The organism is Clostridium sp. 1001283B150225_161107_B6, assembly GCF_015556325.1.
Taxonomy (GTDB): domain Bacteria; phylum Bacillota; class Clostridia; order Lachnospirales; family Lachnospiraceae; genus Enterocloster.
The window spans coordinates 853,926-879,087 of the sequence record NZ_JADNMD010000001.1; the positions used below are offsets into that span (position 1 = coordinate 853,926).

26 protein-coding genes are annotated in these 25,162 nt (G+C 50.9%); 5 read left to right on the forward strand and 21 right to left on the reverse strand.

All coding sequences use genetic code 11. The features are described 5' to 3' along the window. Positions 1-25: 25 nt before the first annotated feature. From I2H39_RS03795 to I2H39_RS03810, 4 genes are all read right to left on the reverse strand, one after another. Positions 26-802: an inositol monophosphatase family protein gene (locus tag I2H39_RS03795; protein WP_138305978.1), complete on the reverse strand. Its 777-nt coding sequence runs from the start codon at positions 800-802 to the stop codon at positions 26-28. A 66-nt stretch (positions 803-868) separates the two neighbouring features. Continuing rightward, complete coding sequence (locus I2H39_RS03800; protein ID WP_195625820.1) at positions 869-2,038, reverse strand: glycosyl hydrolase family 18 protein; 1,170 nt, start codon at positions 2,036-2,038, stop codon at positions 869-871. A gap of 52 nt (positions 2,039-2,090) precedes the next feature. Beyond that, a complete protein-coding gene (locus I2H39_RS03805; RefSeq protein WP_138305976.1) occupies positions 2,091-3,446 on the reverse strand; it encodes an MATE family efflux transporter in 1,356 nt (451 codons plus the stop codon). Continuing rightward, on the reverse strand, positions 3,427-3,873 hold the full coding sequence (locus I2H39_RS03810; RefSeq protein ID WP_138305975.1) for a MarR family winged helix-turn-helix transcriptional regulator: 447 nt from the start codon (positions 3,871-3,873) through the stop codon (positions 3,427-3,429). The genes I2H39_RS03805 and I2H39_RS03810 overlap by 20 nt, the downstream gene beginning before the upstream one ends. A 237-nt stretch (positions 3,874-4,110) precedes the next feature. On the opposite strand from I2H39_RS03810, the gene I2H39_RS03815 reads away from it, so the two are divergent. From I2H39_RS03815 to I2H39_RS03830, 4 genes are all read left to right on the forward strand, one after another. Continuing rightward, positions 4,111-4,977, forward strand: coding sequence for an EcsC family protein (locus I2H39_RS03815; protein WP_138305974.1), 867 nt, complete (start codon positions 4,111-4,113; stop codon positions 4,975-4,977). A 110-nt stretch (positions 4,978-5,087) separates the two neighbouring features. Beyond that, complete coding sequence (locus tag I2H39_RS03820) at positions 5,088-5,447, forward strand: molecular chaperone Hsp90 (RefSeq protein ID WP_195625821.1); 360 nt, start codon at positions 5,088-5,090, stop codon at positions 5,445-5,447. A 195-nt stretch (positions 5,448-5,642) separates the two neighbouring features. Further along, positions 5,643-6,221 carry a TetR/AcrR family transcriptional regulator gene (locus tag I2H39_RS03825; RefSeq protein WP_195625822.1) on the forward strand — a complete coding sequence of 193 codons (579 nt, stop codon included), beginning with the start codon at positions 5,643-5,645 and terminating at the stop codon, positions 6,219-6,221. 26 nt (positions 6,222-6,247) lie between these two features. Continuing rightward, on the forward strand, positions 6,248-7,072 hold the full coding sequence (locus I2H39_RS03830; RefSeq protein ID WP_195625823.1) for an MBL fold metallo-hydrolase: 825 nt from the start codon (positions 6,248-6,250) through the stop codon (positions 7,070-7,072). 36 nt (positions 7,073-7,108) lie between these two features. Here the strand turns inward: I2H39_RS03830 and iadA are convergent, their stop codons facing one another. The 6 genes from iadA to dctP all read right to left on the reverse strand — a co-directional run bounded on the left by iadA (position 7,109) and on the right by dctP (position 13,759). Then, positions 7,109-8,266 carry a beta-aspartyl-peptidase gene (iadA, locus tag I2H39_RS03835; RefSeq protein WP_138305970.1) on the reverse strand — a complete coding sequence of 386 codons (1,158 nt, stop codon included), beginning with the start codon at positions 8,264-8,266 and terminating at the stop codon, positions 7,109-7,111. A 103-nt stretch (positions 8,267-8,369) separates the two neighbouring features. Then, positions 8,370-9,605 (reverse strand): rhamnogalacturonan acetylesterase, encoded by a 1,236-nt coding sequence (locus tag I2H39_RS03840; RefSeq protein ID WP_195625824.1) that lies wholly within the window; start codon positions 9,603-9,605, stop codon positions 8,370-8,372. 79 nt (positions 9,606-9,684) lie between these two features. Next, complete coding sequence (locus tag I2H39_RS03845; RefSeq protein ID WP_195625980.1) at positions 9,685-10,749, reverse strand: glycoside hydrolase family 88 protein; 1,065 nt, start codon at positions 10,747-10,749, stop codon at positions 9,685-9,687. Between the two features lie 192 nt (positions 10,750-10,941). After that, positions 10,942-12,249, reverse strand: a complete 1,308-nt coding sequence (locus I2H39_RS03850) for a TRAP transporter large permease (protein ID WP_195625825.1) — start codon at positions 12,247-12,249, stop codon at positions 10,942-10,944. 1 nt (position 12,250) lies between these two features. Further along, positions 12,251-12,721, reverse strand: a complete 471-nt coding sequence (locus I2H39_RS03855) for a TRAP transporter small permease (RefSeq protein ID WP_195625826.1) — start codon at positions 12,719-12,721, stop codon at positions 12,251-12,253. Positions 12,722-12,736: 15 nt separating this feature from the next. Next, positions 12,737-13,759 carry a TRAP transporter substrate-binding protein DctP gene (gene dctP, locus I2H39_RS03860; RefSeq protein WP_138305966.1) on the reverse strand — a complete coding sequence of 341 codons (1,023 nt, stop codon included), beginning with the start codon at positions 13,757-13,759 and terminating at the stop codon, positions 12,737-12,739. A gap of 248 nt (positions 13,760-14,007) precedes the next feature. On the opposite strand from dctP, the gene I2H39_RS03865 reads away from it, so the two are divergent. Beyond that, a complete protein-coding gene (locus I2H39_RS03865) occupies positions 14,008-14,931 on the forward strand; it encodes an AraC family transcriptional regulator (protein WP_138305965.1) in 924 nt (307 codons plus the stop codon). A 196-nt stretch (positions 14,932-15,127) separates the two neighbouring features. On the opposite strand, the gene rhaD is transcribed toward I2H39_RS03865, so the two are convergent. From rhaD to citD, 11 genes are all read right to left on the reverse strand, one after another. Beyond that, the gene (rhaD, locus tag I2H39_RS03870) at positions 15,128-15,955 is read right to left on the reverse strand and encodes a rhamnulose-1-phosphate aldolase (RefSeq protein ID WP_195625827.1); all 828 of its coding nucleotides are present in this window, start codon (positions 15,953-15,955) and stop codon (positions 15,128-15,130) included. A 35-nt stretch (positions 15,956-15,990) separates the two neighbouring features. Further along, positions 15,991-17,241 (reverse strand): L-rhamnose isomerase, encoded by a 1,251-nt coding sequence (locus I2H39_RS03875; protein WP_138305963.1) that lies wholly within the window; start codon positions 17,239-17,241, stop codon positions 15,991-15,993. A 26-nt stretch (positions 17,242-17,267) separates the two neighbouring features. Continuing rightward, positions 17,268-17,582, reverse strand: a complete 315-nt coding sequence (gene rhaM, locus I2H39_RS03880) for an L-rhamnose mutarotase (RefSeq protein ID WP_138305962.1) — start codon at positions 17,580-17,582, stop codon at positions 17,268-17,270. Between the two features lie 30 nt (positions 17,583-17,612). Beyond that, positions 17,613-19,028 carry a rhamnulokinase gene (gene rhaB / locus I2H39_RS03885; RefSeq protein ID WP_207739814.1) on the reverse strand — a complete coding sequence of 472 codons (1,416 nt, stop codon included), beginning with the start codon at positions 19,026-19,028 and terminating at the stop codon, positions 17,613-17,615. A 131-nt stretch (positions 19,029-19,159) separates the two neighbouring features. Next, positions 19,160-20,152 carry an AraC family transcriptional regulator gene (locus tag I2H39_RS03890; RefSeq protein ID WP_330640970.1) on the reverse strand — a complete coding sequence of 331 codons (993 nt, stop codon included), beginning with the start codon at positions 20,150-20,152 and terminating at the stop codon, positions 19,160-19,162. Continuing rightward, positions 20,149-20,781 (reverse strand): GntR family transcriptional regulator, encoded by a 633-nt coding sequence (locus I2H39_RS03895; RefSeq protein ID WP_195625828.1) that lies wholly within the window; start codon positions 20,779-20,781, stop codon positions 20,149-20,151. Before I2H39_RS03895 ends, I2H39_RS03890 begins: the two co-directional genes overlap by 4 nt. A 92-nt stretch (positions 20,782-20,873) precedes the next feature. Further along, entirely contained in the window at positions 20,874-21,938 is a 1,065-nt protein-coding gene (locus tag I2H39_RS03900) for a tartrate dehydrogenase (protein ID WP_195625829.1), read from the reverse strand. A gap of 138 nt (positions 21,939-22,076) precedes the next feature. Further along, positions 22,077-22,580 (reverse strand): AEC family transporter, encoded by a 504-nt coding sequence (locus I2H39_RS03905; protein ID WP_330640971.1) that lies wholly within the window; start codon positions 22,578-22,580, stop codon positions 22,077-22,079. 1 nt (position 22,581) lies between these two features. Then, on the reverse strand, positions 22,582-23,988 hold the full coding sequence (gene citF, locus I2H39_RS03910) for a citrate lyase subunit alpha (protein ID WP_195625830.1): 1,407 nt from the start codon (positions 23,986-23,988) through the stop codon (positions 22,582-22,584). Beyond that, a complete protein-coding gene (locus tag I2H39_RS03915; protein WP_138305956.1) occupies positions 23,981-24,859 on the reverse strand; it encodes an aldolase/citrate lyase family protein in 879 nt (292 codons plus the stop codon). The genes citF and I2H39_RS03915 overlap by 8 nt, the downstream gene beginning before the upstream one ends. Then, a complete protein-coding gene (gene citD, locus I2H39_RS03920) occupies positions 24,856-25,131 on the reverse strand; it encodes a citrate lyase acyl carrier protein (protein WP_138305955.1) in 276 nt (91 codons plus the stop codon). Before citD ends, I2H39_RS03915 begins: the two co-directional genes overlap by 4 nt. Positions 25,132-25,162: the final 31 nt, after the last annotated feature.

Sequence of the window (25,162 nt, forward strand, 5' to 3'; positions counted from 1 at the left end):
TCCTTCCAGTTCCTTTCACACCGTATCACGCAGGGAGCAGTTCATCCTCCAGCAGAATACCAATCCTTCCGTTGGACGACAGTATGTCCGAAGGCCCGGACACATCCACCGTATTTCCGGCAAAGGTGGTCACCCTTCCCCCAGCCTCTTGAATCAGCAGCATACCGGCCGCAAAATCCCATGGATTCAGATAACGCTCAAAATATGCGTCCAGCCTGCCGCAGGCCACATAGGCCAGGTCCACTGCCGCGGACCCGGTGCGCCTGATATCGGAGCACTTGAGGAATACGCGCTTGAAATCCTCAAAATTCCGGTCCGCCAGATCATGTTTATATGGACTGGTGCCAATGGAAATCAGGCTCTGTCCCAAATCCCGGATAGGACTGACATGGATGGGGGTTCCGTTGAGGTATGCCCCCTTGCCCCGCTTTGCCAGAAACAGTTCATCTGTATAGGGCTGGTATATGATTCCCAGCTCCAGCTGCCCCCTGTCGCAGAGGGCCAGTGAAAGGGCGCTGCACCTGAAATCATGAATCAGGTTGGTGGTCCCGTCCACCGGGTCCAGTATCCAAACTGCCTCTGAAAAGTCAATGTCCCTGTTATCCTTCTCCTCCCCCATGAACTGCACCTGGGGATACATGTCAAAAAGTCCGCTGCGCATCCGTTCCTGGACCTGGAAATCAACCTGGGTCACAAAATCCGCCGCCCCTTTTACCGTTATCCGGGAAGCCCTCTCATGGTCCATAAACAGCGGCTTCACTGATTTAACCAATTCCAGGACCCTGTCTGTCTCTATCTTCATATGTATTTTACCTCCTGCCGCCCCATATACCGGGGCGTATAACACATTATACCACAGATGCAGCCGTTATGACATATCTTCATACTCCATGAGCGGCCAATCCCGTTCAATGTAAAACATATCGTCCATCAGCAGCCAGTTGGCCCTGAAAAACCGCATGAGCTGCCAGTACCCCGCCCCGTACAGGTTGAATTCCTTAATCAGGTCAAACTTTGCCCTGATGCTTCTGACATCCTCATACCACACCTCATGCTGGATGCCATACTGCCAGTACCGGAAGTAGGGCGACATGGCAGTCTCGTCAAACCGTATATCCACTCCAAAGTCCACTGCCAGCTTCACTGCCTCCAGGGTTCCCAGGGACCTGGCCCTGGTAACACCCCGTTCAAAGGGAAGGGGCCAGTCATAGCCGTAGTTAGGTATACCCAGTATGATTTTCTCAGGCGGAATCTCAGTCACTGCATACTCCACCACCTTTCTGACCATATTGATAGGCGCCACAGCCATGGGAGGTCCCTGGCTGTACCCCCACTCATAGGTCATCAGCATAACATGGTTGGCTGCCTCCCCCAGCAGCCGGTAATCAATTCCCTCGTAGAGAAGTCCTCTCTGCTGGGCCGAAGTCTTCGGCGCAAGGGCCACCGTAACCGTATAGCCGAATATATTGAGGACCTGGGTGGTCCTGCGCACAAAATCAGCATACTCCACCCGGTCTTCCGCCAGCACATACTCAAAATCAATGTCCAGCCCTTCGTATCCCTTCTCCTGCATAATGCGTCCCAGCTCCCAGATAAGGCGCTGCTGGTTTTCCTGGCTTCTCACCAGGGCTGACACCAGATTATTGTTAAAACGCCCGTCCTCCCCCAGAGGCGTCAGGGTCAGCATGGGCCGGACCCCCCATTGCAGCGCCCTTTCTATCACCCACGCATCATCCTCCATGGGAAGGACCAGATTCCCGTCCTCCGTAAAACCATAGGAAAATATATTGATGGCGCTCAGATAGGGCAGGGTGTCCTCCAATACCCCGCTGTCTATAAAGGGATATGCATAACCGCTGGAAAACAGGGGCCTCCTCCCCTCCCCTGTCTCCCCGTCGGAAATATAAAGAGCCTGGCCAACGGCCAGGCGGTATGGATATTCTATCTGATTTGCCCAAATAAGGGTTTCTGCTGGAATCCCCTGTGAATCTGCGATGGAGTCAACACTGTCTCCCTGTTTCACTACATATATTTTCATGCACTTTATTCCTGATTATGAATTTATACAATATATGCAGCACTGCTGCTCTTTAATCCACCAGTCTCTTTGCCATCCACTTCCCGCTCCTTACACGCAGGAAGGAAAACAATGCTCCGATGGCCCAGCCTGTGGGTATGGACCACCATATTGCGCTGGCTCCGATAAAATGCGCCAGCAGATAGGCGATGGCCACTCTTGAAAACAGGTTCACAACAGAACTGAGCATGAACGCTCCCATGTCGCCGGCCCCACGCAGCAGTCCGTTGCTGACAAACAGGGCTCCCATCAGTATGTAAAACACGGATACGGTCTTCATATAGCTGAGTCCGTAGCTCATAGCGCTGCCCTCAGCCCCCTGTTTCAGGAAAAGTCCCAGAAGCTGCGGTCCGAACAGGAAAATAATGCTGGTAATGATAAGTGAAAATATCACCACCATAAACATGCTGGCCTTGTATCCCTGTTTCACGCGGTCCATCTTCCTGGCGCCGATGTTCTGGGCCGCATAGCTGGACATTGCATTGGAAAAGTTCATATTGGGCATCATGGCCAGGGTATCAATCTTGGTGGCAGCCGTATAACCGGCCACAAACACCTTTCCGTAGGAATTTACCAGACCCTGCATCAGCATCATGCTGATGGAAACAATGGACTGCTGGAGCATGGACGGCACTCCTACCTTGGCAATGCGCTCAGCTGAGGACATGTCGAAAAAGGTAAATGCTTTTCCTCTGTCCTCCTCCTCATTCTCCATCTTCCTCAGACGGGCAATCAATACAAAAAAGGAAAATACAGCACACATTCCCTGGGCAATAAGGGTTGCCCAGGCCACCCCTGGCACCCCCATGTTAAACCGGATGACAAACAGCAGGTCCAGGACAATGTTGGTCAGTGCGGAAACCATGAGAAACTTTAAAGGTGTCTGGCTGTCGCCCAGTGCATTGTATATACCGTTCAGTGAGTTATACAGAAACAGGAAAACAGCTCCCCCAAAATATATCCTCAGATAGGCAAGGGAATCAGCCATAATATCCGGGTCTGTTCCCAGGAGTTTCAGAAGAGGTCCTGCAATGATTTCCCCGATACCCATGATAATAAGTCCGATAACTCCCAGGGATATAAGGGCAGTGGAGACAGTTATCTTCATTTCACGTATCTTGCCGGCCCCGAAGAACTGGGAAATGACAACCGTACATCCCATGGACAGACCCGCTGCAATGGCCACGGAAAGAAATACCACAGGGAAGGAGGACCCGACGGCTGCCAGCGCATCCTCTCCCACAAACCGTCCCACCACCATGGAGTCCACCATGTTGTAGAGCTGCTGGAACAGATTTCCCACTACCATGGGCATTGCAAAGAAAAACAGCAATTTAAGGGGTTTGCCCTCAGTCAGATTGTTTACCATATATACATTCTCCTACTCTGTGTTTATATTCAATTGCATTTTCAGCAATCCGGCGCAGATAGTCCTGCTGCTGCCTGCGCTCTTCCTCTGTGAAGCCTGCATAACAAATCTCATCCCATCTGCCGGATATGCAGTGTATCTCTTCCAGGACCTGGTTTCCCCTGTCCGTCAGGCTTACAAACTTCTGCCTTTTATTTTTCTCATTGATATGGCGCCGCACCAGTCCCTTGTCTTCCAGTTCAGACAGATTTCTGGCAATCCTGCCCTTATCCAGGTCAAAATGGGCGCCAACCTCCTCCTGGGTGCACTGGTTGTCCTGGAGGAACATGATGATTTTCCCCTCCAGGGGCTGCAGTCCGAACTGCTCCAGTTCTCTTCGGATAAACCAGAGCTCACAGCGCCGGTATATTCCCGTATATTGATTCATTCCGCTCTCCCTACCATATCTATTGTATTATGCAACTGTTGCATCAGTCAACTATTATACACAGCAACTGCGGTTTTGTCAACCGGCTGTATCCTTCCCTCCGGCTGCCCCCTTCCCTCCGGCTGTACGGCCGGCTTTAAACAGTTTTCCTTTTAAGCTGATTGTGGTATGATATATGCATAGTGCCGTCCGGCCCGGTGAAGCACCTGAGCCGCACGCCAGAAAGGACTGAAATTCGTGAAAAGACCGCTGAAAAAAAGCCCGCGCCAGCTGGAATGGAGGGCGCTGGAGAAAAGGGAGGAGCGTTTTATAGCCGCAGCACGGCGCCAAAAGGAACCGGTGCTGAACCAAAAACTGGAACGCTTTGTACCGGAAAAGCTGGAAGCTGCCCTGAACCTGGCATTTTATAAAGCCTTTGAACTGATATTCAACCGCGGGACTTCGGTTATCGAAAAAACATACCGGAAACAGGACATGGAAAATACCTATAAAATCAATGCTTACGCCGCAGAACTAAAGGAAACCAGAAAGGCCATGAAGGCATTTTCCAGGGAAGCAGGCAAAAACAAGGTTAAGAACCTGGCGGCAGCCGGCGCCGGAGGAATCGGCCTGGGCGTCCTGGGCATCGGACTTCCCGATATTCCGCTGTTCACAGGCATGGTCCTGAAAAGCATCTATGAAACAGCCATAAGCTATGGCTTTCCGTATGACACGGAAGAGGAGCAATGTTATATACTAAAGCTGATTTCCACAGCCCTGTCCAGAGGTGACACGGCCCAATCCGGCGGCCGGAGTCTGGATGCCATGGGGCGCTGTATACGCGACGGGGACTCCCTGACCGGAACAACAGCCGGCCAGGAGGACCCCGGGGGCCTGTCCGCAGGACCTGTATTCCCCGATATATCCTCCCTCCGCTGCCATCTGATGCAGCAGGCATCCAATGCCCTGTCCTCTGAGCTTCTGTACATGAAATTCTTACAGGGAATCCCCATTGCGGGAATCATAGGAGGCGTATATGACGCTGTTTACCTCAAACGGATAGCGGATTATGCGGATATAAAATACAGGCGCCGATTTCTGGAAAAGAGAGAACCGCATTTCTGAAAACAGTGAACCATATATCTGAAACCGGCAAACCATATGTTTAATTTGCAAATGCCGGAAATTTATGGTAAAATATAGATAAATTTCAGAAGAAAGCGGGGGTATCAATTATGGATAAGGAAGTTTTAAGTTTCGTCGTTGAAAAAACACACGCATTAATGGATGCAGCATCATGCAACAAAGAGACAAAAGCATCAGCCCAAACCTGGCTGGATACAGTGGGAACTGAAAATGAGGCAGCCGCAACAAAAACATACATTGCGGAACTGGAAGCAGATATCATGCCCATTGACGGCCTGATTGGTTTTGCGGAATCAGATATGGGTGCCCAGGTTTTCGGAGCAGATAAAGCCAAGGACGTGGCTGCCCATGCAAGGGAAATCAAGGCCGCAGGGGCAAAGTACTGTGATTGTCCCGCCTGTGCGGCAGTAGAGGCAATTCTTGAAAAGAAGGATGCTATTCTTAAATAGGAATCATGTTTCAGATATGCTGTTTATTAAACAGGTATCCGTCAGAAATGACGGGTACCTGTTTTTGTTCTGTTATCATTCTCATCTTTTACAGCCAACGGAAGCTTACCGGTTGACATTCCGACACGTGTGTCGTATACTACAAAAAAGACACACATGTCGGAAAATAACCCCCCAAAAAGGAGATACGGTTCTATGGGCAAAAAAGGGGACAAAACAAGGGAAAACATACGGAACGCGGCGCTGCCTTTATTTGTCCGAAAGGGATTTAAGGATGTTACGATGAAAGACATCTGTGAAGCAGCAGGTCTTAGCCGCGGCGGTTTATATATGCACTACGGAAGTACCGGACAGGTGTTTTCCGACATCATAAACAAACTTATGTCTGGCCTTAAAAACCAGGTTGCCGTGAAAATGGAACAGGGTATGTCCGCAACTGTGATATTGGATGAATTGTTAGGGCGTTACCAGTCCGAGATGCTGGACAGAAGCGGTTCGTTGGGACTTGCTTTCTATGAGTATTACAGCAGCATTCCATTGTCAGACGACAACGCCATGCTGAAGCAGTATTATAGTTCAAAAGCAATGCTTTGCAGCCTGATTGACTATGGTATTAACAAAGGCGAGTTTAAGCAGGCCAATGTAAATGCTGTTGCGGATTTGCTGCTGTTCTCTTACCAGGGCGTACGTATGTTGAGCAGTGTCATGCCGCTGGACGATGACAAAATACCCATTGGCATGGTTAGCGAAATCAGGGGGATGTTAGTTAAATGAGAAATTCTGCAGGGAGGTAAATACAGATGAAGCTGAAAATTGCAGGAAGCGGAGGAATGTTTCTAATTCCTAATCCGTTTTGTAAATGCGCTGTCTGCCGGGAAGCCCGGATTAAAAGAGGCCGGTATGAGCGCCTGGGACCGAGCCTTTATATTGAAGATATCCGGATGCTTATTGATACACCGGAGGACATTGCTGTTGCCTGTGACAGGCAGGGCATTTCCAGGATTGAATATCTCTCCATCTCCCATAAAGACCCCGACCATACTAGGGGAATGCGTATTGTGGAGCCCTTGGGTTATGATTGCATTGCTGACAAAGGAACGCCCATACAATTCATTGCCCTGCCCGAGGTTGTAGACGATATCAATGCCTGGAACGGCGACGGCCTGTATTACTATGAAAATATTCTCAACTGTATTTCAATCAACCGGACAAATCATGTCAAAATAGGAACCATAGAATTGCACCTGGTAAATAATAAAACCCATCGTGGCAATATGACATTTTATGTTATAACAGAAGGAGCAAAAAAGGTTATTTACGCCTGCTGCGATGTGAAACCATTTGTCCCCAGCCCGTTATACTTTGACGCGGATATTTTAATCATCGGGCTCGTCTCGGACGACGGCATACTTAAGGACGGTTCAAAGCTTGATTCAGCGCCCTTCAGAGATGATATGTTTACCCTGGATGAGATAATGGAAATCAAGCGCTTATACAGAATAAAGCGCATTATCATCACTCACATTGATGAATACTGGGGCAAATCCTATGCTTATTACCAGAAATTTGAAAAAAGCCTGGACAATATATCCTTTGCCTATGATGGTATGGAGATTGTCCTGTAGGACGGCAGGACGGACCATCGTGTGACAGAGGCGGACTTATTCCTCAAACGTCCCCTTCATGATAACCTCCTTATCCCACACAGCCTTCCTGCCTCCTGCCATGACATGGAGAATATCCATGGAATCGTCGTACACCACAAAATCAGCGTCAGCGCCTTCCGCCACGGTTCCCTTAACCCCGGTCATTCCCAGCATCCTGGCAGGATTCTTTGTCAGGAGATTCAGCACCTTTTCCAGACTGGCTCCCCGCTCGCACACCAGCACCTTCAGCTGCTCATGAAGGCACTTGGGAGATGCATAGGTAAGTCCGATGCACTCCATCTTATCATTGAACCTTGGAGCGCTTCCGTATGCATCGCTGGACATGGTCATGTTAAGGCCCTCCGGGTCCTGTTTGAAATAGTTCATAATCTGGTCAGCCGTCTCCTCCAGCTCCTCCCTTGTAAGTCCTGCCGTCATATCTATGGTTCCGCCCCGCTTCACAAATTCCAGGCCCTGTTCAAACAGCTCCGGAGTGCGCCCCATATGGGTGGGAAGAAATTTCTGAATCGGCACATCGCTGTTGTCAACTGCATAGAACAGCGGGTCCAGCATGGCCTTTCCGCTTCCCATATGGATGGTGACATATCCGCAGCTGCCGGAGAGCATACCGGCCCTCCGTGCCTGGGTGGCCAGGGAAATCAGCTGTTCCCCCGTCAGGTTGGAACTTCTGTGATCGCTCATAGCGATTTTCACGCCCACCATCAGGTCAATGAGGGCTATATCCCGCTCCACGCTTCCTGTGATGGTAGGCGACGGGTATCCGTATGCCCCGGTCAGGATTCGGCAGGTGATTCCCTCCTCATTGAAAGCCCTTGCCTTTGCCAGAAGGTTCTCCAGACTTCTGGTAATCCCGTCCGTTCCCAAAAGTCCCACCACCGTGGTGATGCCGCTTCGGACCAGCACGCTGAGGCTTGCCTCCGGCACCCTGGTGGCCGGTCCGCTCTCACCGCCTCCGCCTGTTATGTGGACATGGATGTCCATGTAACCCGGCGTCAGGATATGCCCCTTCAGGTCTGCCTTTTCCACTTCCTCTATCTGGTCGTATTCATCTATGTGGTCCGCTATTCTGGCAATCCGGTTTCCTTCTATCAAAATATCCTTTCTCCCCAGATGCTCCGGAGCATAAACATCTCCCTGTTTCAGTACTTTCATTGATTCAATTCCTCTCTTTCAGCAAAATCATGACAGCTTTACAGCAGTATACATGTGCCTATTATATTATCAATACGCAAAAAAAGAAAGTGCCTGTTAATGGTTACAGACACTTTTCATGAAATTTGCGAAACCCTGCCCGGGCTTCCTCCACCGCGCGTATCAGGTTGTCCTGGGACTTTTCCAGGGCATCAAACTGTTCTTTTTCTTCATCCGTCATATTTCTGGCATCCCCCTCCTGTTTCAGGGCATCCCACAATCCTGCGGCCGGCTCCATGTTTCTGGTCACGCCGCATGTACAGGCGCCGAACCCCGGAACACACTGTCTCAGCCCGTCCGCAACCACACCTGCAAAAAGTACTGCTCCGTACTCATTGGTGTGGGTCATGTCCCCGGGATGGAAATAACCTTTGCTCTCCTCAAAACCCTTTTCCTGATAGAACCCTGTGGAATACCTGTGCAGGTCAATGACAGGCACTCCCTGTTCCTTTCCAATGGATGCCGTTTCCACGGCATACTCCTCCAGCAGGTCCAGATAACGGCTGCCGCCTTCCAGCCAGGTATTTCTTCCAAGGGGAGTCACCAGCACGGGAACGCCCTGTTTCTCCCTTATCTCATCCAGAAACCGGCACAGATTCTCCCTGTATCCCAGTGAGGGCTGCAGATACCACTGCTTTTGGTCATTGTGGGCAAACTGGAACATGCAGACATCCCCCGGCCTTATTTCCCTGCGGATGATATCCATATGCCCCTCTTTCCGGAAGGTTTCCGTGGAAAGCCCGCAGTGTGCCTGGTTATCCACTGCCCAGGTCCCGCCCACATAGGCGGTCAGGGCCTGGCCCCAGGATGCAAAGCAGGCTCCCGGATGATAGGGGACCTCACTGATTTGGTCTGCCACAGTGGAATCCCCTGCCAGATACACGGTCTTCACCCCGGCCGGGACAGGGCTAACCTTTATGTCCCAGCCTCCCAGGTTCTCCGGATTCCGGCATGCGGCTGTCACAAAGACCTTCCTCATGGCACAGGGGACACTGTGGTATCTGGGAATGATATCGCCTGCATGGACGTATACCCGCACCTTAAGCCGTTCTCCGGCTGACAGGCTTCCATAGTAACACAGGTTCTTTCTGCCTGCGAACAGAAACAGTTCATCCGTTTCCCGGACAGCCTCAAGGTCAATATCCACCTGATAAACTCCCTCCCGGTCCAGGTCCTCATAAAAGCTGGCCAGCCCGTATTCCCGGGTGTAGGAAGGCAGTTCCGGGTCAAAACCGCTTAAAATCTCCGGTATGTTCCTCATTCGTTTGGAGCTGATTTCCCTCCAGTCAAATCTCCTCAAGGTTCACTCCTCCTTTTCGTTTGCAGCAGCAGGTCCGGCGCCCCCTGGTCTGAATAACAGTGCATGCGGTACCTGCTGCCTAATCCAGGTGCAGCAAAGCCTCTGCCAGCGCCAGTATGGTCAGGGACTGTCCATACGCCATGGGCGCAATCAGTATGTTCTTATAGTGGTCAGCGTCATATCCCATTCCGGTGCCTCCGGACACATTGAGCACGGTTCCGTCCCTGTCAATGTTATCCAAAATGGCTTTCACTGCCTTCCATGCACAGGGCAGATAGGAATCATCCAGGATTCCGTAGCGGATTCCCTTAAGGATTCCCGCTGTGATGGCGGCGCTGCCCGAAACCTCCTCATAGCTGTCCCGGTCGGTCAGCACCGTGTGCCACAGCCCGCTTTTGCCCTGAAGCCCCTTCAGAGCCTCTGCCTGAGCCTTATATGCATCCACCACAAACTCCTTTACCCCGGCATTCATGGTCCCCTTAAACATATCAATGTAATCCAGTATCCCCAAGGTAAACCAGCTGTTTCCCCTGCACCAGAAGATGCCGCCGAAATTATTCCTTTCATTGAAGGTCCATCCGTGGTAAAACAGCCCTGTCTCCTTGTCGCACAGATACTTGATGTGCATCAGCACCTGGTGGATGGACTCATCAATCCATGTCTGGTTCCGGTATTTCTGCCCCATTCGGTTGAGAAACAGCACTGTCATGAAAATGGTGTCAATCCACATCTCATTTTCATTGAGCCGCACTCCCTGGCGGTCCCCGTTGGCGCTGGTTACATGCTGGAATCCTCTTTCCCTTGTTCTGGGCAGGCAGTTCATGAGCCAGTCCGCCCATGTAAGGCAGAGCGCTTCAAATTCCTGGTCGTGGTAATACTCGTTAAGCTCCGCCAATGTGAGAAGGGGTGTGGTGGTATTGATGTTTTTGGATGGAAGTCCTTCCTTTATATTGTCCTTAAACCACTGGTACAGGAATTCCTTATAATCCTCATTCTTCCGTGCCTGCATGATTCTCAGCAGCCCGTACAGCCCCACGCCCTGGGGCCAGTCCCATTCCCGGATTCCGAAATCCCGTTTGAAGAAGCCAATGGCCTCCCCTCCTTCAGCCAGTTCCTCCCTGTTCTCAGGTCCGCCCAGGTTCATGAGCTTTTCAATGACCCGGTCCAGCTTTTCCTGGATTAGGCTCTTATCTATGTTCCACACACGGTCTGCCTGCTGTATTTCTTCCCTGCTCTTCACTCCGTCCATACTCCTCATTTCATCCTCGCTCCTCTTTTCATTTTCGCTCCTTCTTTCATCCCCGCTCCTTATTTAATATCCCTGCGCTTCCTGCTCTTATTTCAGCAATCCCAGGACGCCGGGCAGCCACAGACTGAATCCCGGCACAAAGGTAATGAACATCAATGCAGCCACAATAGCTCCAAAGAAGGGGATCAGTTTCTTCATTACGTCCTCCACCTGCAGTCTGGCAACGCTGCATCCCACAAAGAGAACATTTCCAACCGGCGGCGTAATGGTGCCGATGGACAGGTTCATGACAATCATGACTCCGAACTGGATGGGGTCCATTCCCAGGCTCTTTACAATGGGAAGGAAAATAGGCGTGAATATGAGCAGGGCCGGAGCCATGTCCATAAAGGTTCCCACAATCAGCAGTGTTATATTGATAATCAGCAGAATGACAATCCGGTTATCGGAAATCCCCAGCAGCAGCTTACTGATAGCCTGGGGCAATCCTGTAAAGGACAGGACAAAGGACAGCACGGAGGATGCTCCGATAATCAGCATGACGATGGTGGTCATAACCGCTGTGTCCACCAGTATCCTGGGCATATCCTTTATCTTAATGCTCTTATATACGAATACCGATAAAAGGAAGGCATATACAACGGCCACACCCGATGCCTCGGTGGGGGTGAAATAACCGGAAAGAATGCCGCCGATTATGATAACAATAAGGAACAGGCTGGGAATTGCCTCCCATACGGTCTTTACAACGATGGCTGCCGTCATCTTGTCCCGCTTCATCACATATCCGTGCTTTGCGCCGTAGACACAGGCCACTGCCATGCACAGGGCTGCCCACAAAAGTCCCGGCACCCAGCCTGCCATGAGTAATGCTGCAACAGAGACACCTCCGCTGGCAGCGGAATACACGATAAAGGAGGCAGTGGGCGGAATCAGCTGGCCCACAGGCGCGGTGGCAATATTCACGGCCGCTGAAAAACCCTTGTCATATCCCTGCTCCTCCTCCAGGGGCAGCATGACGCCTCCGATGGCGGTTGCCGCTGCAATGCCCGAGCCTGATATGGAACCGAACATGGCGTTGCCCGCTATGTTGGTCATGGCCAGGGAGCCGGGAACCCTGCCCAGAAAAAGCATGGCCAGGTTAATCAGCCGCTTGGCAATACCGCCGCTGCTCATAAGCAGTCCCGCCAGCACAAAGAAGGGCACGGCCAAAAGGGTAAAGCTGTCGATTCCGCTGACAATCTTCTGGGCAGAGACAAACATGCCGAAACCAGGTGTCAGGAACATGATGATGGTCAGCAGTGACGCTGAAATGATGCTGAATGATACCGGTACGCTCATGGCCAGCATGAGAAAGAATACCAGGACCAGAACAATGGCTGCCTGAATTTCCATACTATTTCTCCTCCTTTAAATCTTTTGTAAACACGATGAGACGCTGCACACAGTATAATACCATCAGAACGCCGCTTATGGGCACACATATGTAATATACCTGCATGGGAAGCTGCATGGCCGGAGATATCTGGCCTGCCGAGTTAAGAGTCACCATAAAGCCTCCCGCTATCATCACAAAGATACTGATGAACAGGACCAGGAATTCGATTCCTATCTTTATCCTTGTCAGGTTCTTTGGCTTAAATGTCCTGGTAATCAGGTTGATGGACAGATGGCTATCCCTGCCGTAGGCATAAGGCACCCCCAGCATGGTAAGCCATATGAGCATGTATCTTAAAAGTTCTTCCGTGTATTTGCTGGGATTGTGCAGCAGGAAGCGGGTAATTACCTGCCAGAAGCATCCCGCCACCATAAGCGCCACCAGAATGGCCAGCACGGTTTCCAGAAACCGGTTCAATATTTTCATCATCTTGCTTTCCCCCTTTTACTCTGCGTACTTCTGGATATCGTCATACAGTGCTTTATAACTCCCGCCCTTGGCACAGAATTTATCATGGATGGGCTGTACCGCCTGTATGAACGCAGTCTTGTCTATATCCCTGTAAATGTGCACGCCGTTGGATTCAGCCTCCGCAACGGCCTCATCCATCATGCCGTTATAGAGCTGCTTGAAGTTCTCATTGGTCTGTTCAAATCCTTTTACCAGATAATCCTGCTGTTGTGCTGTCATGCGGTTCCAGGTCTTGGTACTGATGATATAAATATCCGGCGAATACTGGTGCTCCGTATATGTATAGGATTTTACCAAATCCTGATGTCCGTCCACGGTGAGCACCAGCTCCGTATTCTCCGCGCCGTCCACAATGCCCTGCTGAAGGGACGCATAAGTCTCCCCTCCCGCCATGGGCACCGGGGTTCCTCCCATGGCCTCAATCATGTCCATAGAGGTGGTGTTGGGCATGGAGCGTATCTTCTTGCCTTTTAATACAGAAGGTTCAACACAGGGCTTATCCTCCTTCAGATAAAAGTTCCTGGCCCCGTTGGCATAGTAACCAATGGCTATGTAACCCTCGTCCTCCGTGGACATGAACAGCTCCTTTACCTTCTCCGACTTCTGCATGGCGTCGTAATAATGCTGCTGTCCGTTAAAAAGATATGGAACAGCGAAAATGGAGTATTCCTCCTTAAACTGCCCCAGGGTGTTGGAGCTTACCTTGGCCATGTCCAGGATTCCCGCTTTCACCATCTCAATGATGTCCTTCTCGGTCCCCAGGACACCGCTGGGATAAATCTGCACCTCCATATTCATGGAAGCGTCCTCTGCCGCAATATCCGATATCAGGGCAATGGAATCCGCTATCTCAGAGCCCGCCGCCTGGTTGTGAGCCAGCCTGATTACCAGCTTGTCGCTGGCCTTTGCACTTGTCACCTGGAAAAAGGTCACACATATGACGGCCACGCTTAAAACCGCTGCCGCTATACCGATTGTTTTCCTGCAAGATTTCATGTTCTCTCTCCTTTTCATACGCAGTTCACCATCTGCAATAAGTACAGATAATCCCATGGGCTGATGCATATCTTCTGTACTCTTGTTTGACTAGATTGTATCATATACCGAGGGCTGTTTCTTATTCCGTGTTGCAGTCTTTTGACATTTTTCAAACAATATTGCTCTCATCTGTTGACAGGTACAGCCTGATTGATTACAACTATACTATACATGGATGCACAGGAACAGGAGGATAGGCCAGACATATGGAAAAGGTGACATTTTACGGAGAGATTGAGGGGATTTCCCTGGAGCAGATGGTCCGCTACGGCAAGTTCGACATGCGGGTAAAGCATTTCCACAACCAATACGAGATTTTTTACATCATAGAAGGGGAGCGTCTTTTTTTCTTCAACAACAGGGAATACGTGGCCCGCTCCGGGGACCTGATTCTGGTGGACACCAACCTGATTCACATGACAAAATCCGTGACAGCAGAGGACACCGGCCATAACCGCGTCATCCTGTACGTTGCCTATGACCGGATGCAGTCCTTTGACCAGAGGTACCCTTCCCTGCAGTTGGTGCGGTTCTTTCATGAGCACTACGGGGTCTACCACCTGGATAAGGAGCAGCAGGCCCTGTTCCTTAACTTTTACCGCAACCTGCGCATTGCCATGACTGAAAAGGCCCGCAATTACAAGATTGGCATTGAATTGGAAACCCTTACGTGGCTCTTTAAGATAACTTCCTATGTGTCAAAGCAGGAGGGCGCCAGCCCCCATTCCTCCGACCACCCCAAATACCGCACGGCCTACGCCATAGCCGACTATCTTTCCGAAAACTGCGAGCAGAATATTTCCCTGGAGGAGCTGGCCGCCCACTTCTATCTCAGCAAATATTATGTGTGCCGCACCTTTAAGGAGATTACGGGATACACGGTCACGGAGTACACCAACATACACCGCATACGCAGGGCCAAGCGCCTGCTGGAGGAAACAGATATGAGCATCTCCGGGATTGCCCATGAGCTGGGTTATGAAAGCCTGACCTACTTCGAACGGATGTTCAAATCCTTCATGACCATTTCCCCTCTCAAATACCGCAAAACCCTGAACACAGTGACCTATACCAATGAGCTGACCACGGATTTCGAGGAGGACACGGAGCAGCTTTCTTCCAGCCGGTAGAGCTGCCGGCAAATCCGGAGGGTAATCTCCCGCCGGCCATCTCCCGCCGGAAGCCGCACTCTGCAGTCCCATTTTTACCACAACATTGTATGATTGCTGTTGTACACCAAAAGAGGAGGCATTCCCCTTCCCGGGAATGTCCCCTCTTTTTTCCGCCATCTTATTTTCTTTTTATCAGCTTCCTGTTTTTTACCGCCTATTTCTCATACAGGAATTTTTCAGGCAGGTTCACATGGAAATCCACTGCCAGATTCTTAAAATCCCGGGGTGTGATGGTCTGAAGCTTGTCCGGGCGGATGCTTAACACCTTTACCAGGATTTCAGCCGACTTCTCAATGGTATGCATCAGGCCAAAGGTCAAATCAAAGTCCTCCCCTGCACAGAACAGGCCGTGGTGGGCCCATACGGCTGCGTCGTACTCCTCCATCAGTCTGCTGGTGGCCACGGCAATGTCGCGTCCGCCGGGCACCATCCAGCCCACCACGCCCACGCCTGAGGGGAATACCACGGGGCACTCCGTGGCCATTTCCCACAGTTCCCTGGTAAACACCTCATCTGTCAGGGGCAGGACAAAGGTCAGGGCAATGATATTGGCAGGATGGGCATGGTAAATCACCCTGTATCTGCCCTCTGTAGCCTTCATCTTCACCTCATGGTTCATCAGATGGGTGGGCAGCTCGCTGGTGGGCCTTCCGCCCTTAACCAGTCCCCAGCAGATACGGTAGTTCTCCCCTGCCTGGTCCACCTCCAGGATACAGCAGTTGGACTCCGGTTCCAGAATCATGTTGCGCATGAATTTGCCGCTTCCTGACACCATAAAATATTCACCTGCCAGGGCAGGTACGCTGGTGCCGATGGACTGCCACTCCCTGTCATAGGAAAGCTCCTCCTTCACGGACTCCACTTCCTCCGGCTTGATGCGGTAGCTTAAGTTGCCGCCGTTTCTCTCATGCCAGTTCTGGTTAAATCCGTCATCACACACGCGTATGAAGCCTTTTGCAAAAGCTGTGTCTAATACTTTCATCCTCTATTCCTCACAATCATTATTTTTTCAATCTGTCAGCTGCGCTTTAAGAGTACTTCCTTCTCATAGGATTCTGCTTCCCTAAACCACTGTTCCTTCACCGGCACCTGGTTTATCCGGCAGAAATAATCCCACACATCCCCAAATGGATATGTCTTAAGCTCTTCCTGCTCCATCATGAGCTCCGTGAACCTGCGCTCCTCCTGAAGCTTTGCAAGCTTCTCATTCGGCATAAGCAGGGCATATAAAAGGGCTTTCTGCATGTTTCTCATACCCACCACCCATGCGCAGACACGGTTGATGCTGGCGTCAAAAAAGTCCAGGGCCAGAAGCACCCTGCCGGGGTCGTTCCTGACAATCTCCTTAGCAATCTCCCTTGTCTCGTCGTCAAAGAGCACCACATGGTCGCTGTCCCAGCGCACGGGGCGGCTTACGTGAAGGGCAATCTTGTCTGAAAACAACAGCATGGAGGAAATCTTATCGGATATCATTTCCGTGGGATGGAAGTGGCCGCTGTCCAGCAGGCACATGATGCCCCTGGAGGCAGCATAGTTCATGTAAAACTCATGGGAGCCAACGGTACAGCTCTCCATACCAATGCCGAACACCTTGGATTCCACTGCAATAAGCACCTTGCTCTTATCGTAATCCATGGCCAGAATCTGGTCCAGGGAATCCTTCAGCCTGGCCCTTGGACTGGTGCGGTCAGCCGGTACATCCTTGAATCCGTCGGGAATCCAGATGTTCATGGCGCAGGGACTTCCCAGCTCCTGAGCAAAGTACTGGGAAATGCGCACACAGGCCTTGCAGTGGTCAATCCAGAACCTCCTGATTTCAGGGTCCTCGCTGGACAGGGTGGCGTTCTCAGCCTTTGGATGGGAGAACATGGTAGGGTTGAAGTCCAGTCCCAGCCCTCTCTCCTTTGCAAATTCCACCCATTTCGTGAAATGCTTTGGCTCCAGTGCGTCGCGGTCCGCCTTTTCCCCGTTCTGGAAAATGGCATAGCTGGCGTGAAGATTGATTCTGTGCTTTCCCGGAATCAGGCTCAATGCCTTGTCAATATCCGCCATAAGCTCCTGGGGATTTCTGGCCTTTCCAGGATAGTTTCCCGTTGCCTGGATGCCGCCGGACAGACTGTCCGCACCCTCAAATCCCATGACGTCATCCCCCTGCCAGCAGTGCATGGAAATGGGAATGTTCCTGAGCTGCTCCACTGCCGCGTCCGCGTCAACGCCTAATCCGGCGTAGATTTCTTTTGCTGATTCATATCTTTCCTGTATGTCCATGGTATTCTCCTTTTCACCATCAAATTTTAATCCAAATGAAATACCGGTACAAAGTCAACGCATACCGGGCTGTTGTCCGCATGGGTCTCCATGATGTCGGCCATATAGTCCCACCACCTGCGGTTAACGGGCGTATCTGCTGACCGGTCCCAGAGTTCCTCGTCCTCCACTTCCAGGTACCCGTAGAGCACATGGTTCTCCCTGTCCAGAAAAATGCTGTAATTATGTCCGCCGTACTGGTGTATCATTTCTTTCATCTCAGGCCACAGTTCATTGTGCCGCCTCTCATATTCCTCTGCCATTCCCGGATTGAGGAACATCTTAAATCCTTTTCTGACCATACGGTCCCCTCCCCTCACAAAACCATTTCATCAAGGTTCATATGTTTTAATTTCAAATGAGCGGAATATACTGTCCCTGGCATCCTCAAGGTCCCGGTACTCATTCCCCTCTATCATCTGCACTGCCAGGTTCCCAATGGCCGTGGCCTCGGCCGGGCCTGCATATACAGTTTTTCCTGTGGCCTTTGCTGTCAGGCGGTTCAGGTAGTCTGCATTGGCTCCGCCTCCAACAATGTGGATGCAGTCATAGCCCGCACCTGTAAGACTCTCGATTTCCCGGCAGCAGATGCGGTAGCAGTCCGCCAGGCTGTTATAAATCACGGCCGCCATCTCCCACTTGGTCTCAGGCACCTGCTGTCCTGTCTCCTCACAGTATGCCTTTACCGCGCCGCACATGCTCTCAGGAGCCAGGAAACGGCTGTCATTACAGTCCACAATGGAGGAAATGGTTTCGCGGGAAGCCCTCTGGCATATTTCGCCAAAGGAATAATCCTCCCCAGCTTCCTTCCATTCCTTTCTCACGGACTGAATCATCCACAGCCCCATGATATTCTTAAGGAAACGGTACCTGTACTCATATCCGCCCTCGTTGGTAAAGTTGGCCTCCATGCTCACCTTCCGGCAGTCAGCCTCCCTAAGCTCCGTCCCCATTAGGGACCAGGTTCCTGAGCTGATATAGAGCACATGGTCCCGGTTGGAAGGCACGGCCGCCACAGCGGAGCCAGTATCATGGGTGGCCGGAAGCACCACCTGGCAATCCAGGCCCGTCTCCCTCTGTATCTCCCCGCTGAGTCTTCCCACCACGGTTCCCGGCATGGACAATTCACCGAAAAGCTTCCGGGGATATCCCAGTGTCTCAATCAATTCCCTGTCCCAGGTGCGTTGGGAGGGATTTACCAGCTGGGTGGTGGTGGCATTGGTGTACTCCTGCTTCTTTACCCCGGTCAAAAGGTAGTTTAAGTAATCCGGCACCATGAGGAAACTTTCCGCCCCGGAAAGAATTTCCGGCTGTTGTTCCTTCACTGCCATCAGCTGGTAAATGGTGTTGAAAATCTGCTTCTGGATGCCGGTCCTTTGGTACAGCTCCTCCCTGGAAATCCGCTCATATACCTTTAAATCCATTCCCTCGGTACGCCTGTCCCTGTAGCCGGCTGTTTTGCCCAGCACATGTCCCTGTTTGTCCAAAAGGACAAAGTCCACGGCCCAGGTGTCGATGCCCATGCTCACCGGGTTGATTCCCAGTTTTTTACATTCTTTCATTCCGGCCTTGATTTCCTCAAAAAGCCGGCTGAGATTCCAGCACAGGGTTCCGTCCTCCATTTCCATGCCATTGGAAAAACGGTAGATTTCCCGAAGGTTCATCGTTCCGTTCTCCATCCACCCCAGGATGTGCCGCCCGCTGGATGCCCCTATGTCCACTGCAAGATAATAACGGTTCACTGTCATACCTCCTCGTCTGTTATCACCATCATATATCAGAAAGAACAAAAAAATAAGAACGGCATTTATAAAAAAATGCGTCCTTATTTGCACTTAAACACTGTTTTGGACCGGCAGCCTTGTGCAACCCGGACCTTCTATCCGTTCCTTCTGTACTCCCTGGGTGACATTCCGTAATAGGTCCTGAATATACGGTAAAAGTAGCTGGTATTGTCATAGCCCACGGCAAAGCTTACATCCGCCACCGGCATACGCGTGCTGTGCAGGAGAAACGCGGCCTGGTTCAGCCGCTTAATCTGCAGCAATTCCTTGTAATTGCGGCCCAGCAAACGGTTGATGGCCCGGCTGAGCCAGTACACGTCATATCCCATCAGGGCTGCCAGTTCAGTCAGACTGCCCTCCCTGTAATGCTCGTCTATGTAGCGCAGGACCTGGAGGGTGAGCTGCTGCTCAAAGGATTGTTCGCTGTCCCGGTTCACCCGGATTCGCCCTGTATAATGCATGAGATGCTGCAGCAGCAGGCCCATGGTGGTCTGGTTCATGGACTGCATTCCCTCCCGTTCATGCATAAGGGACCACACCAGATTCTCCACCAGGTTCTGGACCGGAAGCACGTCCGCTATCTGGAAGTGAAGGTAACGTCCGTATCTGGTATCATCACAGAGACATCCCACAATAAAGTTCCGCAGCAGGTTCTCCTCCTCCCCCATCATGCGGAAGGCCGTGTCAAAAAATTCCGGAAGAATGATGAAGTTCACCGCTATATCTTCCCGGCCCGCAGGCTGGATTTCCTGGACAGCATGCTGGTTCAGGAACAGCAGTTCCCCTTCCTTTAGCTTCAGTTCCCTGCCGTCCACCACATGAGTCGTCTCCCCGCGGCACATGTAAATCACTTCCACATAGTTGTGTGTGTGCTCCGGAAAATGTACGAAGCGGGTGTGGGGCCGGATGGTAATGAGCCTGCCTGCCTCCAGAAGCTTGTCACTGTCAATGACCATGTCCTCCCGGTCCATGTACAGGGTCCTGTCAATATCCGGACTGCCTTCCAGTATCTTCTTTTCTTCTTCCGTAATGACGCTTAAGCTCTGAATCAGCTCCTGGTTCATAAAAATCCCCTTCCCCTGTATCATACGGTTTCCCGGCTGAGGAGAATGTCAGCCAGATGCTGGAAATACCTCACCAGAACGTCCTTTATGACTGAGCACTCTCTCTTTCGGACAGCATTTCCTAACTGCTGCAGGAGAACCAGCCTTTCGCTTTGTATAAAAGGCAGTTTCAAAAGGACATATGATAAATAGCCCTCCTGAAGCTTTTTGAGCATCTGCTGCAAATATGGGTTTTCAAGCAGTTCACCGACCAGCCAGTGGTATTCCAATTCCAGTTCCCTTCCTCTGTCCTCTCTGCCCTGCTCCAATATCTTTATGGTTTCCTCAATATGATTTACCAGCACCTGAGCCGCCGGTTCATCCAGCATACCAAGCATTTCAGACTCCACCACAGCCATAATTCGAAATGACTCCAACACCTGGGTCCGCTTCATGCGGGACACACAGACATGGCGGTTGCGCATCCTCGTCAGAAATCCTTCCTGGGTAAGGGCCTGTAATGCCTCCCTCACAGGCATTCTGGATACCCCTAATTTTTCTGCCACATCTTCCTGAGTCAATTCTTCTCCCGGCTTCAAATCGCCGGAAAGAATCTGTTCCCGTAAAATCTGGACCACAAGGTCCTTGGTCTGAATATTCTGGATGCTTTTCATTTATTTCCTCACTTCATTTGTAATTGAGATGAATCCCCCTCCATATTTTAGCGCCTCCTTAAGCCTCTGTCAATTGCCATACATCACCGTGGTTACCGTTCCAATATGGCCGCCACTTCATCTCCTACCTGGGAGGTGGTTGAACTTCCTCCCATATCCGGCGTAAGTATCCGGCCCTCACACATGATTGTCTCTACTGCATCCAGGACCTTCTGAGCCCATTCACTGTATCCGAAAAACTCCAGCATCTGGCTGGCAGACCATATGGAAGCAAGAGGATTTGCGATATTTTGGCCTGCGATATCAGGCGCCGACCCATGAATCGGTTCAAACATGGAAGGAAATCTATGTTCAGGATTCAAATTGGCGCCTGCCGCCAGTCCCAGTCCTCCTGCAATTGCTGCGCCAAGGTCTGTGAGTATATCCCCAAACAGATTGGATGTCACCACCACCTCAAAGCGCTTTGGGTCCCTGACCATGAACATACTGGCCGCATCCACCAGATAAGAATAGGTTTTGACATCCGGATACTCAAGTCCCACCTCCTTAAATATCTGGTCCCAGAAAACCATGGAATAATTAAGGGCATTCCCCTTGCTTATGCTTGTCAGCGTCTTACCCTTTTCCCTCGCCAGATTATAGGCATAGCGGATGACCCGTTCACATCCAAAACGTGAGAATACGCTGTCCTGAATCACTACTTCATTAGGTTTCCCCTTATAGAGCCAGCTTCCGCTGCCTGCATATTCACCCTCGCTGTTCTCCCGCACAAATATCATGTCAATATCTTCCCGTTTCGCATCCTTCAGAGGGCAGGGCGCTCCCTTCAGCAGCACCACCGGCCGAAGATTGATATACTGGTCAAAACTTTTACGTATATTCAGAAGCAGGTCCCACAGAGAGATATGGTCCGGTACCCCGGGCGCTCCCACAGCCCCTAAATATATGGCATCAAAATCCTTCAGAATATCAATCCCGTTCTCATCCATCATCCTTCCATGTTCAAGATAATACTCACACCCCCATGGAAATTGTGTGAACTCAAAAGAAAAACCTCCGTCCAGACAGGCTGTCTTTTTAAGAATCTTAATCCCTTCTGCCAACACCTCCGGTCCTATCCCGTCTCCTGGTATGACTGCAATTTTATGTACTTTCATATAATTTATCTGCAACTCCTTCCTCAAATCAGATTCAGGCTTTTTAATACATAAAGCCCGATTGTCAATGTCAGTGCACATCCGCGGGTCGTAATCATCACTGTGTTCGAAGTAAGGTCACCATCATACCCCATATTTTTAGCCATGACAAAAGGACCAAAGGTAGTGGCCGAACCCATTCTTCTTCCTGCCCGGCCTCATCATCTCCGGAATCACCACAGCCATGATATTATATAAGGGAACACAGCCGATTATCATTAATGGGGCCATGCTTGAACTGCCATATATATTGTGCACAAAAGCAATTCCCAGCAAAGCCGCACTGCTGCGGTAGGATGCCTGTATGAATTCACCTCTTATCCCCCTGTCCTTCAGAATCAAGGATACCGGCATGGCAATCAATATACTGGTTATGGTAGCCCCAAAACAAAAGCCAATGAATTTCCCGTCCCAGACCTCCAGAAAATCAGCTCCTGAAAGGTCTCTCCACAGGACTGCAGGCAGGGAGGCATTAAATACAAATTGGTTAATCTTATCTGCAAAATCCCGTGCCAGTACACCAGTCTTCCTGAATGCCATCCCCAGCAGCACAAGTAAAAAAACCGGAACCGTTGCATTTAATGCAAATATAAGATGCTCCATATTACTCTACTTGGAATATTGTATCCATCTGGGTACCGTCACGCCCCATAACCTTTGCCACGGTTCTGGAAGTCTTATGTTCAATGCACCGTGGAATTCCATTCATCTTCTCAGCCAATGCCTTCCATTCATGTATATCCGCCACCGGAATGCCTGCCCCTGCAAAACGTTTCAGCAAATCCGCGCGGCGCGGATTCACGCATACGCCATACTGGGTCACCAGAACGTCCACCGAGGAACCTGGCGTCGATATGCAGTCCACCTTATCCACAACAAGCGGCATCCTGGCACGGCTGAGAGGCGCCACGATAATGGTCATCCTGGCACATTCCGCTACATCTGTATGGCCGCCTGAGCCTCCTATGATATAACCGTTTGAATCCGTATGTACATTGACATTAAACCGGGTATCAATCTGGGTCGCCCCCAGCACCACCACATCCAGGGACGAGGCCGCCGTACTTTTAGCAGTGGGACTTGCATACTGGCTGGCAGTTATCTCCATATGATTTTGGTTATCCCTGATGGATTCCACTGCCCTCAAATCAAAGCACTGTACATCCTGTATTGCCTCAAAGCAGCCTGCCTCCAGCATATCCACTATATATCCTGTAATCCCCCCCAGGCAGTAGCTTCCCTTTATACCCTGTTTCAGCATAATATCCTTCAGGAATCCCGCCACTGCAAGCGAGGCGCCGCCTGCACCTGTCTGGAATGAAAACCCGTTCTTTAATAAACCGGATGCCTCTATGGCCTTTGCCGCGTAATCCGCAATTTTCAGTGCAATGGGGTCCTTGGGCAGTCTGGTGGTTCCTGAAACAATTCCTGCCGGGTCACCAATGGCATCCACCTTCACCACATAGTCCACATATTCCTCTGGGATGGAACGCCTGGTCAGGGGATACGGTACAAGATAATCCGTGATGATGACCACCTTATCAGCATATGCGGCATCCGCAAATGCATATCCCAGCGAACCGCAGGCCGACTTGCCGATTGTACCGGTACAGTTCCCTCTGTCATCCGATGCGGGAGCTCCCAGAAAGGCTATATCAATCCGGGACTCACCCGACTGGATTACACTGGGCCTTGAACCGTGGGTCCGGAATATAACCGGCGTTTCAAGGACTCCCTGTGAGACTGCCTTTCCCACCACAGGTCCTATATAATCAGTCTCCAGTGCAGTGACCACGCCGTGTTCCATATGTTTTATCAGAGGGGCATGGCTGTCATGGATGGAACTGGCATTGATTTTCAGATTCCTGATTCCCATGTCCGCAATCTCTTCCATCACCATATTCAAGATGAAATCCCCTCCCCGGAAATGATGATGAAAGGATATGCACATTCCATCCTTCAGTCCGCACCGTTCAATTGCCTCCCTCAGGCTTGACACTAATTTACTCAAAATAATTCACCCCCTCCAGCTCAGACGCTGCTTCCAGTACAAGCCTTGCCCTCTGTACAATCGGAGCGTCAATCATCTTCCCTCTCAGGGAAATTGCGCCTTTTCCCTGGCGTTTGGCTTCTCCGATGGCTTCAAATACCTCCCTTGCGTAGCGTATCTCCTTCTCCCCCGGGCTGAAGATGCGGTTTACATCCTCCACATGGCGGGGATTGATAACCGCCTTACCTGTATAGCCCAGCCCCTTGGCCAACCTGGCATCTTTTCTGAGCCCCTCCATATCTTCCACATCCGTAAACGGGGTATCATATGCCTCTATGCCGGCAGCCCTGGCTGCACACACCAGACGGCCCCTGGCATACAGGATTTCCTTTCCTTCCTTTGTCCGTTCACATCTTAAATCCGCGGTCAAATCCTCCGCCCCCAGGTAAAGTGCTTCCATCCGCGGTGATGCGGCCGCTATCTCATAGGCATGCTCAATCCCCATGGCTGTTTCCAGCAGCGGTATCAGCTTAATCTTACCCGCATCCATTCCGTTTTTCTCTTCTATTTCAGTGATTTTCCGGTCCAGCTTTCTGATGTAATCCCCATCGCTGACCTTAGTTGGCATGATAACTGCAGGCCTGAGAGGCACCATCTCCTGAAGGTCCTCCTCCCAGTAGGGAGTATCCAGTGCATTGATTCGGACAATGATTTCACATCTGCCGAAATCAAGGGAACCCAGAGCTGACTTCACCAGAATCCTGGCAGCGTCCTTCTGGTCAGGCGCCACCGCATCTTCCAAATCAAATATAATGCTGTCCGCTCCCAAAAGACCGCCGTTCACAATCATATTGGGATTATTTCCCGGTAAGAATAGCATAGTACGTCTCATATAGCCTCCTCCTTTGACGCCCTGCGAAGAGCCGTCTCAACCCTGGCCCGGATTGTGCAGTCCAGTGCGCCGTGGTCATTGGCCTGAATGAAAGCTGCCTCTGCTTCCAGTGACTTAGCCACTTCCCGGATTGTCCTTATGATATCGTCCCCAAACTGCTGGTACACCGAAGATTGAAGTTCAATATGTATGCCGTGCTCAGCCGGCTGGACAACTACCATGATATCGCTGGATTCCAGTGTACCCGCTACGGCATTTTTATTAATTACCATGTCTCTTCCCCTTTTTTCTGTGCTATCTTAT